11 protein-coding genes are annotated in these 14,008 nt (G+C 73.3%); 1 reads left to right on the plus strand and 10 read right to left on the minus strand.

Going from position 1 to position 14,008, the window contains the following annotated elements:
* Positions 1-64: 64 nt before the first annotated feature.
* The 7 genes from OG861_RS32830 to OG861_RS32860 all read right to left on the minus strand — a co-directional run bounded on the left by OG861_RS32830 (position 65) and on the right by OG861_RS32860 (position 7,809).
* Positions 65-1,210, minus strand: a complete 1,146-nt coding sequence (locus OG861_RS32830; RefSeq protein WP_329203156.1) for a cytochrome P450 — start codon at positions 1,208-1,210, stop codon at positions 65-67.
* A gap of 33 nt (positions 1,211-1,243) precedes the next feature.
* A complete protein-coding gene (locus tag OG861_RS32835; RefSeq protein ID WP_443056828.1) occupies positions 1,244-2,326 on the minus strand; it encodes an acyl-CoA dehydrogenase family protein in 1,083 nt (360 codons plus the stop codon).
* A gap of 122 nt (positions 2,327-2,448) precedes the next feature.
* Entirely contained in the window at positions 2,449-4,719 is a 2,271-nt protein-coding gene (locus tag OG861_RS32840) for an iron-containing redox enzyme family protein (protein ID WP_329203152.1), read from the minus strand.
* A 2-nt stretch (positions 4,720-4,721) separates the two neighbouring features.
* Positions 4,722-5,714, minus strand: a complete 993-nt coding sequence (locus OG861_RS32845; RefSeq protein WP_329203150.1) for a 3-oxoacyl-ACP synthase — start codon at positions 5,712-5,714, stop codon at positions 4,722-4,724.
* Entirely contained in the window at positions 5,711-6,544 is an 834-nt protein-coding gene (locus OG861_RS32850; RefSeq protein WP_329203386.1) for an isocitrate lyase/PEP mutase family protein, read from the minus strand. The genes OG861_RS32845 and OG861_RS32850 overlap by 4 nt, the downstream gene beginning before the upstream one ends.
* Positions 6,545-6,673: 129 nt before the next feature.
* Positions 6,674-7,498 carry a thioesterase II family protein gene (locus tag OG861_RS32855; protein WP_329203148.1) on the minus strand — a complete coding sequence of 275 codons (825 nt, stop codon included), beginning with the start codon at positions 7,496-7,498 and terminating at the stop codon, positions 6,674-6,676.
* A 74-nt stretch (positions 7,499-7,572) separates the two neighbouring features.
* Entirely contained in the window at positions 7,573-7,809 is a 237-nt protein-coding gene (locus OG861_RS32860; RefSeq protein WP_329203146.1) for a hypothetical protein, read from the minus strand.
* Between the two features lie 388 nt (positions 7,810-8,197).
* On the opposite strand from OG861_RS32860, the gene OG861_RS32865 reads away from it, so the two are divergent.
* Positions 8,198-8,968, plus strand: a complete 771-nt coding sequence (locus OG861_RS32865) for a helix-turn-helix transcriptional regulator (protein WP_329203143.1) — start codon at positions 8,198-8,200, stop codon at positions 8,966-8,968.
* 319 nt (positions 8,969-9,287) lie between these two features.
* Here the strand turns inward: OG861_RS32865 and OG861_RS32870 are convergent, their stop codons facing one another.
* The 3 genes from OG861_RS32870 to OG861_RS32880 form a co-directional block, all read right to left on the minus strand.
* On the minus strand, positions 9,288-9,470 hold the full coding sequence (locus OG861_RS32870) for a DUF5302 domain-containing protein (RefSeq protein ID WP_190186761.1): 183 nt from the start codon (positions 9,468-9,470) through the stop codon (positions 9,288-9,290).
* 203 nt (positions 9,471-9,673) lie between these two features.
* Complete coding sequence (hflX, locus tag OG861_RS32875; protein WP_329203139.1) at positions 9,674-11,080, minus strand: GTPase HflX; 1,407 nt, start codon at positions 11,078-11,080, stop codon at positions 9,674-9,676.
* A gap of 32 nt (positions 11,081-11,112) precedes the next feature.
* A complete protein-coding gene (locus OG861_RS32880) occupies positions 11,113-13,638 on the minus strand; it encodes a beta-glucosidase family protein (RefSeq protein WP_329203136.1) in 2,526 nt (841 codons plus the stop codon).
* Positions 13,639-14,008: the final 370 nt, after the last annotated feature.

Here is a 14,008-nt window from a genome sequence, read left to right on the forward strand (position 1 = left end):
TCGCTCTGTGACGGGGGTGCGCGGTGACGGGGGTCGCGGTCCGGTGCGTGGGGTGGCGGCGGGCTCAGATCAGCGGGATGCGGGCGTTCGCCAGGGGGCGGTAGGCCGGGTTCGAGGGGAAGGTGGACGGGGCAAAGCCTGCCGCGAGGAGTTCGGTGACGACGGCCGTGGCGAGGGCCACGGCGAGCGTTTCGCCCGGGCAGCGGTGGGCCGATGCGCCGAAGGTGAAGACCGCCGGATTCACCCGGCCGGGGTGCAGCGCGTGGGGGTCCGGGTTGACGGCGGGGTCCCGGTTGGCGGCGGCGAGGACGACCAGCACCTGCTGGCCCGGCTCGACCTTGGAGTCGGCGTGGACGAAGGGCTCGGCGGCGAAGCGGCGGGTGTTCTGGATCGGGGCGTCGTAGCGGACCACTTCGCGCACCAGCGCCTCGATGCCGCCGTCGCCCGCGGGGGCCGCCGGGGCCGCTCCCCGGGCGAGGGCGACCAGGGTGTTGCCGATCAGGCCCGCGGTGGCGTCGTAGGTCTGTGACAGGAACCCGACCGCGTTGGAGAGCAGCGGCGCCGAGTGCGGCCATGACGCCCGGTCGGCGGCGCGGACCAGCTCGGCGAGGAGCCCGTCGCCCCGCGCCGTCAGACCCGGTGCCAGCAGCTCGCGCAGCCGGGCCGCCGCGGTCGCCGCGGCCTGCTGCTGCGCAGGGGTCGCGGTGGCGGGGATGCACTGGACGAAGTCGCCGATGGCCCGGGCCGCCTCCTGCCCGGCGCCGTCCGTCAGGCCGCTGAGCGCGGCGACGACGCGGGCGGGGACGGAGAACATCAGTTCCTCGTGGGGGACGTCGCCGCCCGCCGCGAGAACCTCCCGGGTGAACTCGGCGGCCAGGCGGGCCGCGTGGCCGGTGTCGGCACGGGCCAGGGCGTCGGCCACCACCGTCTTGAGCCGGGCCTGCGTGGGGCCGTCGGTCATGCGCACCAGGTCGCCGAAGACCTCGCCCGCCGCCGTCCCGCCGATCCCGGCCGGGACCGGCTCGGCCGGCGGCCGCACCCGCAGCGCGTCGCTGCCCAGCACCGCGCGCACGGCGGCCGCGTCGGCGGCGACCCAGACCCCGAGCGCCTCGTCGTAGGCGAAGGGGCGCTCGGCCACCAGGCGCGCGTAGAAGGGGTAGGGGTCCGGGAGGCGGACCGCCTCGATCGGTGTGGTGGTGGTGCTGGTCACGTCCTGCTCCTTGCCGGGGTGAACACGTACGGGTCAGGCTGCCGCTCGGGCCGCGCGGCGCATGTCGAGCGAGCCCGCGATGGCCATCCGCAGCACCTCCGAGGTGCCCTCGTAGATGCGCAGCGACCGGATCTGCCGGTACAGCCGCTCGGTGACGCCGCCCTGGACGATGCCGGCCGCGCCGAGCAGCTGCACGGCGGAGTCCACCACGCCCTGCGCGGTCTCGGTGGCGTGGACCTTGGCGATGTTGGAGTGCCGGGCGAAGCGGCGGCTGCCCCGGTCCGTCTCCCATGCGGCCCGCGCCACCAGCAGGGACGCCGCGGCCAGTTGCACCTCCATGTCGGCCAGGGAGGCCTTGACGAGCTGGAGGTCGAACAGGGTCTGCCCGTAGGCCTCCCGCTGCCGGGTGTGCGCGAGGGCCGTGTCGAAGGCGCGGCGGGCGAAGCCGAGGGCGGCCGCGCCGACGGTGGTGCGGAAGCGTTCCAGCAGGTCCACGGCGATCACGAACCCCCGTCCGGGCCGGCCCAGTACCGCGTCGGCGGGCACCCGGCAGTCCTCGAAAGACAGGTGGGCGAAGGAGCGCGGGGCGATCGCGTCGATCCGTTCGGCCCGCAGCCCCGGGGTGGCGGCCGGGACGAGGAAGGCGGTGAGCCCGAGCGCTCCGGGTCCCGGGCCGGTGCGGGCGATGACGACGAACAGGTCGGCGATGGTGCCGTTGGCGATCCAGGCCTTGCGCCCGTTCAGCACGTACGAGCCGTCCGCCGCGTCCCGCACTGCCTCCAGGCCCACGGAGGCGACGTCCGAACCGGCTTCCCGCTCGGAGACGGCGAAGGCGCCGATGGTCGTCCCGGCGGCCATCCCCGGCAGGTGGCGACGCTGTTGTGCCTCGCTGCCGAAGCGCAGCAGGGGCGTCGCGGACAGGGCCTGGATGGAGTACGCGAAGTCGGCCAGGTCCTCGGCGTAGGCGAGGGCCTCGCGGCGCAGGCACAGGGCGCGCAGGTCCTCGGCCGCGCCCGCGGCGGGGTCGAGCGCGGCCAGCCAGCCCGCGTCGCCGAGGGTGCGCACCAGCCTGCGGCCGGCGGTGTCGGGGTCCAGGGCGCCCACCTCCTCCCACAGGACCCGGTTGCTGTCGCACCAGGTCCCCGCGGTCCCGGCGAGCCGGCGGTGGCCGTCGTCGTAGAAGGGGAGGTCGAGGACCTCGGGGTCGAAACTCGTCGTCAGTTCCACGGCGGGGCTCCTCAGATGACCAGGTCGGCGGCGGCCGGGGCGGTGGTGACGGGACCGGCCTGCGCCGAGCGCACCCGCTTGACCAGGGCGTGTTCGACGAAGTAGGCGAAGGAGGCATAGCCGCGCCAGATGCGGCGCCATTCGCGCTGGACGGCTTCCTCGCCGGAGGCCCGGCGTACGTCGTCCAGGTAGGCGACGACGATCTCCGCCGACTGGCGGGCGTGGCCCGCCGAGAAGTTGTCGATCGACAGGTGCGCTTCCTCGTAGGAGATGTCGAAGCCGTGGCTGCGCAGCTTCTGGATCTCGTGCAGGCGCATCGCGCCGAGGCCGAACATCTCGATGCCCAGGTTGTAGCCGAGGATCTCGTTGTAGAGGGTGTCGGGGAAGAGCGACAGGCAGACCTGGTGGACGGAGAAGCCGTACAGGTGGTCGGGGAGGTCCCCCTGGTCCAGGAAGGCGTCCTGGCGGATGTGCGGCAGGTCCATGTCCATGCTGGCGAGGACCTTGTGGATGATCGTGATGTGGTTCTTCGCCATGTCGCCGCGGCCCATCTCGTCGGCGTAGATGGAGAAGAGCATGTCGTCGCTGCGCCGGGCCCGGCGGCCGAGGTTGGCGATGCGGTGGGCCCAGGTGCCGTCGATGAGGCTGCCGAGGGCGTACGTCGACTGCTCGAAGACGACCTGGTCGCGGTCCGGGATCTCGGTGAGCGGCTCGTACGGGTCCACGAGCTTGTCCCAGTAGATCCGCTCGACGCGTTCCAGCAGGGCTTCGGGCGTGTAGTCGAAGTACTCGGCGTCGGTCAGCAGGCCGCCGGCGCCGTGGGTGAAGAGCAGTTCGGCTTCGGTGAGGCCGGCCTCGGCGCGGGCCCGGGCCAGGGGCAGGACGTGGGGGTAGCGCTCGAAATTGACGATCCGGTGGAAGAAGGTGCGCTCGTCCGGGGCCGGGCCGGGCTCGCGCGGTACCAGGTCCGCGGGGCGGGCCGCGGCGAGGCGGACGGTCCAGGCGCGGGCGGCGGCGTCGCCGGCGGTGGCGGGGCCGCTGGGCGGCCCGGCGGGCTCCCCGGCAGCGATGGAACGGGTCCAGGCGGTGAAGACGGCTGCTTCGCGCTCGTCGAAGATGCCGAACATGGGGCCGCCGAACTTGATGGACTTGAGGAAGCGGCAGGGGCCGCCGTCGCGGGCGGGCCGGACCTGGCGGGAGGTGCGGAACTCGGCGACGAAGGCGGCCGCGTCGAGGTGTTCGTCGTCCAGCCAGTCGGTGAGCTTGCGGGTGCCCAGGCGCACGGCGCGGTGCTGGCGGCCGGCGTGCGGGGCGTGCCGGGCGACGATCGCGGCGACCTGGTCGTCCAGGGACAGGCCCTCCTGCCAGCGGGCCAGTTCGGTCAGGGCGGCGGTGTGTTCGCGCTCCAGGCGCACCATGAGGCGTACGGCCGCCAGTGCGCGGCGGCGGTCCTCGGGCCCGGTCGGGGACTGCGCGGTGAAGGCGAGGTACTCGGCCAGCAGGGGCCGTACGTCGCTCTCCGCGAGCACCGGCTCGCCGCCGAGCAGGAGTTCGTCGACGCCGAGGGCGTGGGCGGCGTAGTGGACGCCGACCACCTCGGGGAGGAAGGCGGCGGGCAGGCGGGACAGGGCCACGCGGAAGGCGGCGTGCAGGGCGGTGACCGGGCGGGCCCCGGCGTCGCGCAGGAAGCCTGCGGCCTCCACCTCGGGGAGGTACACGCCCTGCCCGGCCAGGGCGCGGCGCCGGCGGGCGGGCTGGCCGGCCTCGGCGGTGCCCTCGCCTTGGAGCAGCCAGTGCTGGCCGAAGAGGCGGCCGACGATTTCGGCGGGCTGGGTGGCGGCCTGGGAGACGGTGTCCAGCCAGCAGGCGCCGGTGAGGGCGAGGGGGGCGCGCTGGCGCAGGACGGCGGCCCGGATCCCGGGGTCGTCGTGCTCGCGCAGGGGGACGAGGGCGGCGGCGAGTTCGGCGCGGGCGGCCAGTACGTGGACGGCGACGGCGTCGGCGTCGGCGTCGGCGTCACCGGGCCCGCCTTCGCCCTCCTCCGTCGCCAGGAACGCGGTGAGGACCCGGCGGGCGGCGATGAGAGCGCTCTCGCTCTCCTGGTCGGCGAGCAGGCGCGCGAAGAGCTCCGCGGGCGGGGCGGCGGTGATCCGTTCGGCCTCGGCGAGGGCGGCGGGACTCGCCTCGACGGGCCCGGCGGGCAGCGAGGTCGTGAGGTCGGGCAGCGGGAACGCCGGGGCGGGGCGGGTGCGGGCGCTGTCGTAGGAGGGCGCGGTGGTCATCTTCAGTTCTCCCCCCGGTCCGGGGTGGCGGGCGCGGACTTGCGCAGCAGGACGGCGACGCGGGAGCCGGGGACGCTGGAGGCCAGCAGGTAGTGGCCGCCGGGGCGCAGCGCTCCGGCGGCGGCGCGGTCCACGAGGTTGATCAGCGGGTCGGCGGCGAAGCAGTGGCCGAAGCGGGTGATGTTGTCGAGGTGGAGCTGCTGCCGGGTGAAGCCGGCCTGGCGTTCCTTGAGGGCGATCAGCGGCTTGAAGAGGTTGGGGTGCAGCAGGCCGTCGATCTCGTCGAGCTTCATCCCGGCGGCGTCGAGGATGCGCCGGTTGACGGTGCGGGCCAGCTCGGAGCTGATCTCGTGGGACCAGTCGAGGGAGGCGGGGTCCTGGGCGGTGGCGCCGGCGATGATCTCGTAGGCGTCGGCGCCGAGGGGTTCGGCGGAGATGAGGCAGGCGGCGGAACCGTCGCTGAACAGGGCGAAGTTCTCCATGCGGACGGACTCGTCGGTGACCCGGTCGGTGGTGACGACCAGGACCCGGCGGTGGGTTCCGGCGGCGACGAGGGCGTGGGCGGTGCGGATGCCCGTCAGGAGGTTGGTGCAGCGGTTCAGGGTGAGGCCGGTGACGGCGGCGTCGACCAGGCCGATGCCGCTCATCACCTTCTCCACGAAGCCGCCGTGGGTGCGCGGGCCGCCGGGGAAGCGGGTGGAGCACAGGATCAGGCAGTCGATGCCGGCCGGGTCGGCGCCCGCGGCCCCTACGGTCGCGCGGGCGCTCTCGACGGCGAGGGCCTCCAGGCTCTTGGCGGTCCTGCGGATGCTGCCCCAGCCCCACAGTTCGGCCCGTGGCGCCATCTTGAACTGGCGGGCCCGTTCGGTCAGGTTGCCGATGCTCGTGTGGTCGGCCACCTGTTCGCCGAGCACGTAGCGCGGCGCGGACAGGTGGACCGCGGGCAGGTGCGCGGGCGGGAGGACCGCGGGTATGGCTGCGGAAGGAAGGCTCACGGTGCCGGATCGCTCTCTCGGTCGTCGGACGGGGCGGTCGGGGCGGGGGCGGCCAGCAGGGCGTTGGCCTCGGCGTACGGGAGTGCGTCGGCGCCGAAGCCGAAGGTGCCGTGCTCGCTGATCTCGCGGGCGGCGCGGGTCAGGGCGCCGAGCGCGGCGCGGGACAGGGCGGAGCCGGTGCTGATCCGGCGTACGCCGAGGGCCGCGAGGTCGGCGACGGACAGCGGCAGCGCCCCGCCCATCAGGACGTTGACGGGGCGGGAGACGGAGGAGCAGACGGCGCGGATGGCGGCGGCGTCGGGCAGGGCGGGGGCGTAGAGCACGTCGGCGCCGGCGGCCTCGTAGGCCTGGAGGCGGCGGATGGTGTCTTCGAGGTCGGGCCGGCCCTGGAAGAAGTTCTCGGCGCGGGCGGTGACGGTGAAGGGGAAGTCGAGCCGCTTCGCCGCTTCGACGGCCGCTTCGACGCGCTCCACCGCTTCGCCGAGGGGGCGTACGGGGTCCTCGTCCCGGCCGGTGGAGTCCTCGATGGAGCCGCCGACCAGGCCGGCGGCGGCGGCCAGGGCGATGGTCTCGGCGATGTCCTCGGGGCGCTCGCCGAAACCGCTCTCCAGGTCGGCGGTGACGGGCAGGCCCGTGGCGTCGACGATCGCGGCGGCGTTGGCGAGGAGTTCGGCGCGGGTGACCTGGTTGGCCCCGTCGGGGCGGCCGAGGCTGTGGGCGAGTCCGGCGCCGGTGGTGGCGAGGGCGGCGAAGCCGAAGGAGGCGAGGATGCGGGCGGTTCCGGCGTCCCAGGGGTTGGGGACGACGAAGGGGCCGGGTCCGGCGTGCAGGTCGCGGAAGGCGACGGCGCGGCCGTACTGGGACCGGGCGTGCGGGGCGGTGGGCTGCTGGGCGGCGGGCTGCTGGGCGGCGGTGCTGTGGTTCACGGTGTCCTCGCTGGTGCGTGCGTCGGCCGGCGGTCAGATCAGCTCAACGTACTCATCGCGGGCGGGCGCCACGGCCTCGTGGCGGGCGGCGCGGGCCAGCGGGCGCAGTACGTCGGTGACGGTGTGGGGCCGGTCCTCGAAGTAGAAGTGGCCCCCGTCGGCCCAGTGGCGGGCCGGCTCCCCCGGGCATTCGCGGGCCCAGGGCGCGAGGGAGGCGGTGGTGACGTGCGGGTCGTCGATGCCGTTGAGCAGGGTCAGCGGCACGCGCAGCGGCGCGGCGGGGCGGTACTCGTACGCGGCGACCATCGTGAAGTCGGCCTTGAGGTGGGGCAGGAGGAGTTCCTGCACGGCTTCGTCCTGGAGCACCTCGGGCGGCAGCCCTCCGAAGAAGCCGACGGCCTCGGTGAACCGGCGGCCCTCCAGCCGTGCCGCCTCGACCACGCGGGGGGTGGGCAGCAGGGAGGGGGCGGAGCAGCCGGAGGCGACGAGGGCGGCGAGGCCGGGCACTCCGTCGAGGCGGCGGGCGACCTCGAAGGCGAGGGCCGCGCCGAAGCTGTGGCCGAAGAGGACGAAGGGCCGGCCGGGGGCCGTGTCGAGGGCGATGGCGTGGGCGGCGCCGTCGGCGAGTTCCGCGACGGTGGCGGGGGCGGGCTCGCGGAAGCGGTGGCCCCTGCCCGGCGGGCACACGGCGAGGACGCGGGCGTCGTCGCCCATGCCGTCCTGCCAGTCCAGGAAGGTGCGGGGGTTGCCGCCGGCGTGCGGGAAGCAGTAGACGCGGGTGCGGTCGTCGGTACCGGTATCGCTGGGGTCGGCGCCGGGGGCGGTCTCGGAGGTCAGGAACCAGGGGGACGCAGCCACGAAGATCAGCCATTCCTTTGCCGGTCGGGCGGGGGCGGGAGGGGAAGAAGTGCAGGACGGGTGGTGGCGGTCGGTCAGTTCCAGCCAACGTCGGCCGGGTTGAGCGGCTGGGGGGCGGGGGTGGTACCGGGCTGCGGGTTGTTCCAGCCGACGTCACCGGCGCCGTCCGCGAGGACGTGGGGGTCCGTGTGGTTCCAGCCGACATCGCCGAGGCGCAGGTGGGTGCCGGATCCGTCGGACAGGGCGCCCTGGGCGATGCCGGTGACCGCGGTACCCAGCGCGAAGGCGAGTCCGGCGGCGGCCAGAACCACTCGTCCGCGGATTCCGGAAACGCGGACGTCCCCACGAGCAACCCTCTGGTTCTTCGTCATTTTCCCCAGTCCCCTCGGTCGTTTTCGCCTTGGCCATTCGAGAAACGGAAGTCCGAATCCGGTGTGCGGCTGCGGTGCTCCGCCGTTCGCCTTCTCGGTGTTCGTTCCTGCGGTGAGACCAAATCTCCTCTGCCGGGAGATCCCGAGGTAGACCTACGATGGCTCCTGTTTCCGCATTGCGGGAACCTACGGGGTCTCAATCACCCCAGACACCCGCACATCGGACAGACAGGGGTGGCCTGTGGACGTGGTGAAATACGTCGAATCAGGACAGAACGGAGCATCGGAGGAGCCTCGTGCGCCCGCGGGGGAGGAACCGCAGGCATTCTTGCGAGAACTCGCAACGCACCTCGGCCTGCTGGCGGAGGAAGCCGCACAGCAGGCCACGCGCGCGGAGGCACTGCCGGAGATCGAGGCCGGCCCGGAGGAGCAGGTCGTGGGCCCCGGAGTGCGCTACCTGCACGGTCTGGGCAGCATCTCCACCGCGATCAACGAGGCGCTCGGCGCGGTGCGCAGGGAAATCCTGACCGCCCAGCCGGACGGGGCCCGGCCGAGCGCGGTATTGAAGGAAGCACTGGAATCCGTACGCCGGCACATCGCGGCCGGCATATCCATGCGGACGCTGTACCAGCACACCACGCGTTTTGACGAGGCGACGAAGGACTACGTGCGCACGGTCACCGAATACGGGGCCCAAGTGCGGACCCTGGAGGAATTCTTCGACCGGCTCATCATCGTGGACGACGTCGCCTTCATCTCGGCGAACGAGGAACGCACGACCGCGATATCCATCACCGAACCCACCATCATCCGTTTCCTGCGCGACACTTTCGACAAGGCCTGGGACCGGGCCAAGCCCTTTCCGTTCGTTCCGCTGCACGCGGCGAAGGCGGCCGACGAGGTGGTCCCGGCCATCCGGGAGTCCATCAGCAGACTGCTCGTGGAAGGTTATTCGGACAAGGCGATCGCCCGCCGGATCGGCATCAGCGAACGCTCCCTCCAGGCACACATCGCGGCCATCAAGCAGGAACTGGGAGCGCTCAACCGATTACAGCTCGGCTATCTGCTGGGGCGCAACGAGACCACTTACGTTCTGTAACGCGGGCGGGGCGGCACGCGCGGCACCGGGACGGCCGGACAGGGTCCTGGCCAGAGGAAACCGAGGGAACGGTTTTGCCCACGGCGTTTTACGGCAGTACCGGCAAGGGACGGGAAAGTCCGGATGACGACCACGGCCCGAGAGTGCGGGAGACCGGCTCAAGCGGTACTACGGCGGCATTCGAGCGGTTCTCCAGTGCAATACGAAGTGCTGCGGCGCAACGCGAAGAAGGGGCTGCCGCGATCCGGGAAGGGAATCGGATCGCGGCAGCCCCTTCGGGTTCGCCGGGCGGTGTGCCGGGCGGTGTCCCGGGCTGCTCTCAGCCGGACTTGCGGCGGAAGCTGCGGTTCTGACCGTTGGGTCCGTTGTACCCCTTGAGCTTCAGCCGGCCCTCGTGCTGGGCCTGCTGCGACATGGCGGTGCGTGCCTTGCGCTCCAGAGCCTCGCGGAACTTGCGCTTGCCGTCGTTCTCGGCGGCGTTGTTTTCCGGCGTATCAGTCATGCGTTACCTCCTGAGCAATTCCAGAGCTGCTTTAGTCTGACACCCGAGCGGATGTGCGGCGAACCTCTTTTCCCGCTGGGGGAAAGAATTGCGCCACCCGCCCGGGTCTTGCTCCGGCCCTTTCGGCCGGCGCCCCGTCCGCCTCCGGGGAAACCGGCCTCCGGGCCGATTTCCCCGGCGAATACGGGGAGTCATCGGGGCGCTCAGGCCACGTAGTCCGCGAGCTCCGCGGCCAGGGCGGCGTCCACGTTGGCGCGCAGGTGGGTGCCGGTCTCGCCGTGGCTCTCGGCGAGGATCTCGCCGTCCGCGTGGATCCGTGCGACCAGGTGGCCCTCGGTGTACGGGATGACCACCTCCACCTGCGTCTCGGGGCGGGGCAGTTCCGCCTCGATGCGGGCCAGCAGCGCGGGGATGCCCTCCCCGGTGCGGGCGGAGACGGCCACCGCCCCCGGCTCGGCCGCCAGCAGCCGCTCCAGGGCCTCGGGGCTCGCGGCGTCGGTCTTGTTGACCACGATGACCTCGGGCACGCCCGCGCCGCCGACCTCGCCGACGACGGCGCGCACGGCCTCGATCTGGGACTCGGGATCCGGGTGGGAGCCGTCCACGACGTGCAGGATGAGGTCCGCCTCGGCGACCTCCTCCAGGGTGGAGCGGAACGCGTCGACGAGCTGGTGCGGCAGGTGCCGCACGAAGCCGACCGTGTCGGCGAGGGTGTAGGCCCGTCCGGCCGGGGTCTCGCAGCGGCGCACCGTGGGGTCCAGCGTGGCGAACAGGGCGTTCTGTACGTGTACTTCGGCCCCGGTGAGGCGGTTGAGCAGCGAGGACTTGCCCGCGTTGGTGTAGCCGGCGATGGCCACCGACGGGACCTTGTTGCGGCGGCGCTCCTGGCGCTTGAGGTCGCGGGCGGTCTTCATCTCGTCGATCTCGCGCCGCATCCTGGCCATCTTGTCGCGCAGCCGGCGCCGGTCCGTCTCGATCTTGGTCTCGCCGGGGCCGCGGGTGGCCATGCCGCCACCGCCCGCTCCGCCGCCGCCCATCTGCCGGGACAGCGAGGCGCCCCAGCCGCGCAGCCGCGGCAGCATGTACTGCATCTGCGCGAGCGCGACCTGGGCCTTGCCCTCGCGGGAGGTGGCGCGCTGGGCGAAGATGTCGAGGATCAGGGCGGTCCGGTCCACGACCTTGACCTTGACGAACTCCTCCAGCCGCACGAGCTGGGCCGGGCTCAGCTCGCCGTCGCACACGACCGTGTCGGCGCCGCTCTCGGCGACGATGTCGCGCAGCTCCTTCGCCTTGCCCGAGCCGATGTACGTCGCCGGGTCGGGCTTGTCGCGGCGCTGGATCACACCGTCGAGCACCAGGGCCCCGGCGGTCTCGGCGAGTGCGGCGAGCTCGGCCAGCGAGCTCTCGGCCTCCGCGACCGTGCCGGAGGTCCACACGCCGACCAGCACCACCCGCTCCAGGCGGACCTGGCGCTGCTCGACCTCGACGACGTCCCGCAGTTCCGTGGACAGGGCGGCGACGTGGCGCAGCCCGGTGTCCTCACCGGCGTTGATCGCGGCGGCGGTCCCGATCGGGTTCCCGGTGGTCCTGGGCTGCTCTGTTGCGGTCATGCGCTTCCTCTCAGAGGGGGGTGGGTGGTGGGTCACTGGGTGAGGCGGCCGGTGAGGCGGATGTCCGCCGAGGAGGAGCCGACGGAGACCGCGCGGGGGCCGGGCGCGTTCTGCCAGGCGTGCCGCTGGGTGTTCCAGTACTGGAGCTGGCGCGCGTCGACGGGGACGGTGACGCGCTTCTCCTCGCCGGGTTCCAGGGCGACCTTCGTGTAGCCGGCCAGTTTCTTGACGGCCTGTGGGGCGGTGACGAGGCCGCTGGGGCCGAGGTAGACCTGGACGGCTTCCTTGCCGGCGACGGGGCCGCTGTTGCGCACGCTCACGCGGACGGCGGCGCCGGTGGCGGTGCGTTCCACGGCGAGGTCGCGGTAGTCGAAGGTGGTGTAGGACAGGCCGTGGCCGAAGGGGAACAGCGGGGTGACGCCCTGCTGGTCGTACCAGCGGTAGCCGACGTGGATGCCTTCGCTGTACTCCTGCTTGCCGTCGACTCCGGGGAAGCGCTTGGGGTTCCCGGCCATCGGCTGGGCGTCCTCGGCGGCCGGGAAGGTCTGGGTGAGCTTGCCGCTGGGGTTGGCGTCCCCGTACAGCAGGGCGGCGGTGGCCCGGGCGCCTTCCTGGCCGGGGTACCACATGTCGAGGACGGCGGCGGTGGAGGAGAGCCACGGCATCAGCACCGAGGAGCCGGTGTTGAGGACGACGACGGTGTTCGGGTTGGCCTTGGCGACGGCGGAGATCAGCGCGTCCTGCCCGTCGGGCAGCGAGAGGGAGGGCCGGTCGTAGCCCTCGGAGCCCTCGTCCTGGGCGAAGACGACGGCGGTCTTCGCGTGGGAGGCGGCGGTGACGGCGCGCTGGATGTCGCGGGCGGCCTGCTCGGGGGTGACCCAGGTGAGGTCGACGGACAGCGGGCGGTCGGGCCAGGCCCAGCCGCTCATGGAGAGCTTGTGCGTGCCCCGGGTGAGCCGCAGGACGACGCTGGTGGTCTCGCTGAACGAGTCGGCGGCGTAGACGGGGTCCTGGCCTTCGATCTGCAGGACGGCCAGGCCGCCGTCGACGCGCAGGCCCAGGCGGTAGTCGCCGTCGGCGGGGACGGTCAGGGTGCCGTCGTAGAAGGCGCGGTCGCCTCCGGCCGCGAGCTGCTGTCCGTTGGTGAAGGCGGGGCTGAGGTTCTCGGCGGGCAGCGGGGTGCCGAGCCGGTCGATGCCCGGTTCGTACCGTACGGAGGCCCCGGAGCCGGCGCGTTCGCGCAGGGCGTCCAGCGGGACCTGGGCCGCGTCGGGCACGACGTGGGCGCTGCCGAGGCCGGAGACCTTGGGGCGCAGGGCGCTGTCGCCGATGACGGCGACGTCGGCCCCGGCGGCCCCGGTCAGCGGCAGGGCGGGGCGGCCCGCAGTGGTGGTGTTGCGCAGCAGCACGGCGCCGTTCTCGGCGATGCGGCGGGCGGTGTCCCGGCCGGCCTGGGCGTCGCGTACGGGACGCTGGGGGGCGGGAGTGTCGAGGAGGCCGAAGCGTTCCATCTGGGTGACGATGCGGGTGACGGAGCGGTCGAGGGTGGCTTCGGGGACGGCGCCCTCGCGCAGCGCGGTGCGCAGGGAGGCACCGAAGTACTTGGAGTCGGGGACGGGGTCGGTGGGCTTGCCCATCTCCAGGCCGAGTTCCTGGTCGAGGCCCTTGGTGATGTCGGCGGTGGCGTGGGTGGCGAGCCAGTCGGACATCACCCAGCCGCGGAAGCCCCACTGTTCGCGCAGGACCTTCTGGAGCAGCTGGTCGTTGCCGCAGGAGTGGGTTCCGTTGACGCCGTTGTAGGAGCACATGACGGCGGCGGCGCCGGCGTCGACGGCGCTGTGGAAGCCGGGGAGTTCGATCTCCTGGAGGGTCTGCTCGTCGATGGAGGCGTCGACGGTGAAGCGGTCGCTCTCCTGGTTGTTGCCCGCGAAGTGTTTGACCGTGGCCATCAGGCCCTGGCTCTGGGTGCCCTTGATCTGGGCGGCGGCGGTGCGGGCGGTGACGAGCGGGTCCTCGCTGAACGTCTCGAAGTTGCGGCCGCCGTGCGGCACCCGGATGGTGTTGACCATCGGGCCGAGCACGACGTCCTGGCCGAGCGCCCGGCCCTCGTGGCCCAGGACCTTGCCGTAGGCGGTGGCGAGGGAGTCGTCGAAGGTGGCGGCGAGCGCCGTGGGGGTGGGCAGGGCGGTGGAGCGGGCGCCGTTGATGCGCACTCCGGTCGGGCCGTCGGAGACCTGGAGCGGGGGGACGCCCAGGCGCGGCACTCCGGGGAGGTAGCCGACGCCCTTGGCGAGGGAGCCGCCGGCGGGGCCGGCCGTCCAGTGGACGAAGGACAGCTTCTCGTCCAGGGTCATCTGCGCGACCAGGGCCCGGACCCGGGCGGTGCCTTCGGGTGCGGGGGCCGTCGCGGCCTCGGAGGTCCCGGCGGTGAGCAGGCCGCCGGTGCACAGCAGTACGCAGCCGACGGCGAGCAGGCGCGCGGCGCGGCCGGGGCGCCCGCCGGTCCGGAATCTGGTGCGGAGGCGGGGTATTCGCCCCTGTGGCCTGCGGGACAGCATGCGTCTCTCCTGGAGGTCGTGCCGGGTCGGTGCGGGTCGTGCCGGGTCGTGCTGAGTTCGTGCCGGGTCGTGCGGGGTTCGTGCCGGGTCGTGCGGGGTTCGTGCCGGGTTCACGCGAGGGTCGAGCGACAAAACGGGCGCCACGTACGCGCCTCTCCACGCTTCCCGAGATCCGTCCCGCGGACGAGGTCGGCCCGCCACACTCTTCTCGGCGCGACCGGGCGGGGGCCCTCTGCCCTGCGGGGAAGGGGGATCCGCGGGTTCCGGTGGCAGCCGGGCAGGCCCTCGCAGCACCCGGAACGGGCCCGGAACGCCCCGGCGGGGGCGGGAGGTGGTGGCCCGGCCACCACCCCGGGGCGGTGCGGCGGCG

The organism is Streptomyces sp. NBC_00539 (genome assembly GCF_036346105.1).
Taxonomy (GTDB): Bacteria; Actinomycetota; Actinomycetes; order Streptomycetales; family Streptomycetaceae; genus Streptomyces.

Excerpts from the sequence above, each read along its gene's own strand:
- hflX (WP_329203139.1), bottom strand. The coding sequence starts at position 11,080 with ATGACCGCAACAGAGCAGCCCAGGACCACCGGGAACCCGATCGGGACC.
- OG861_RS32840 (WP_329203152.1), bottom strand. The coding sequence starts at position 4,719 with ATGACCACCGCGCCCTCCTACGACAGCGCCCGCACCCGCCCCGCCCCG.
- OG861_RS32880 (WP_329203136.1), bottom strand. The coding sequence starts at position 13,638 with ATGCTGTCCCGCAGGCCACAGGGGCGAATACCCCGCCTCCGCACCAGA.
- OG861_RS32870 (WP_190186761.1), bottom strand. The coding sequence starts at position 9,470 with ATGACTGATACGCCGGAAAACAACGCCGCCGAGAACGACGGCAAGCGC.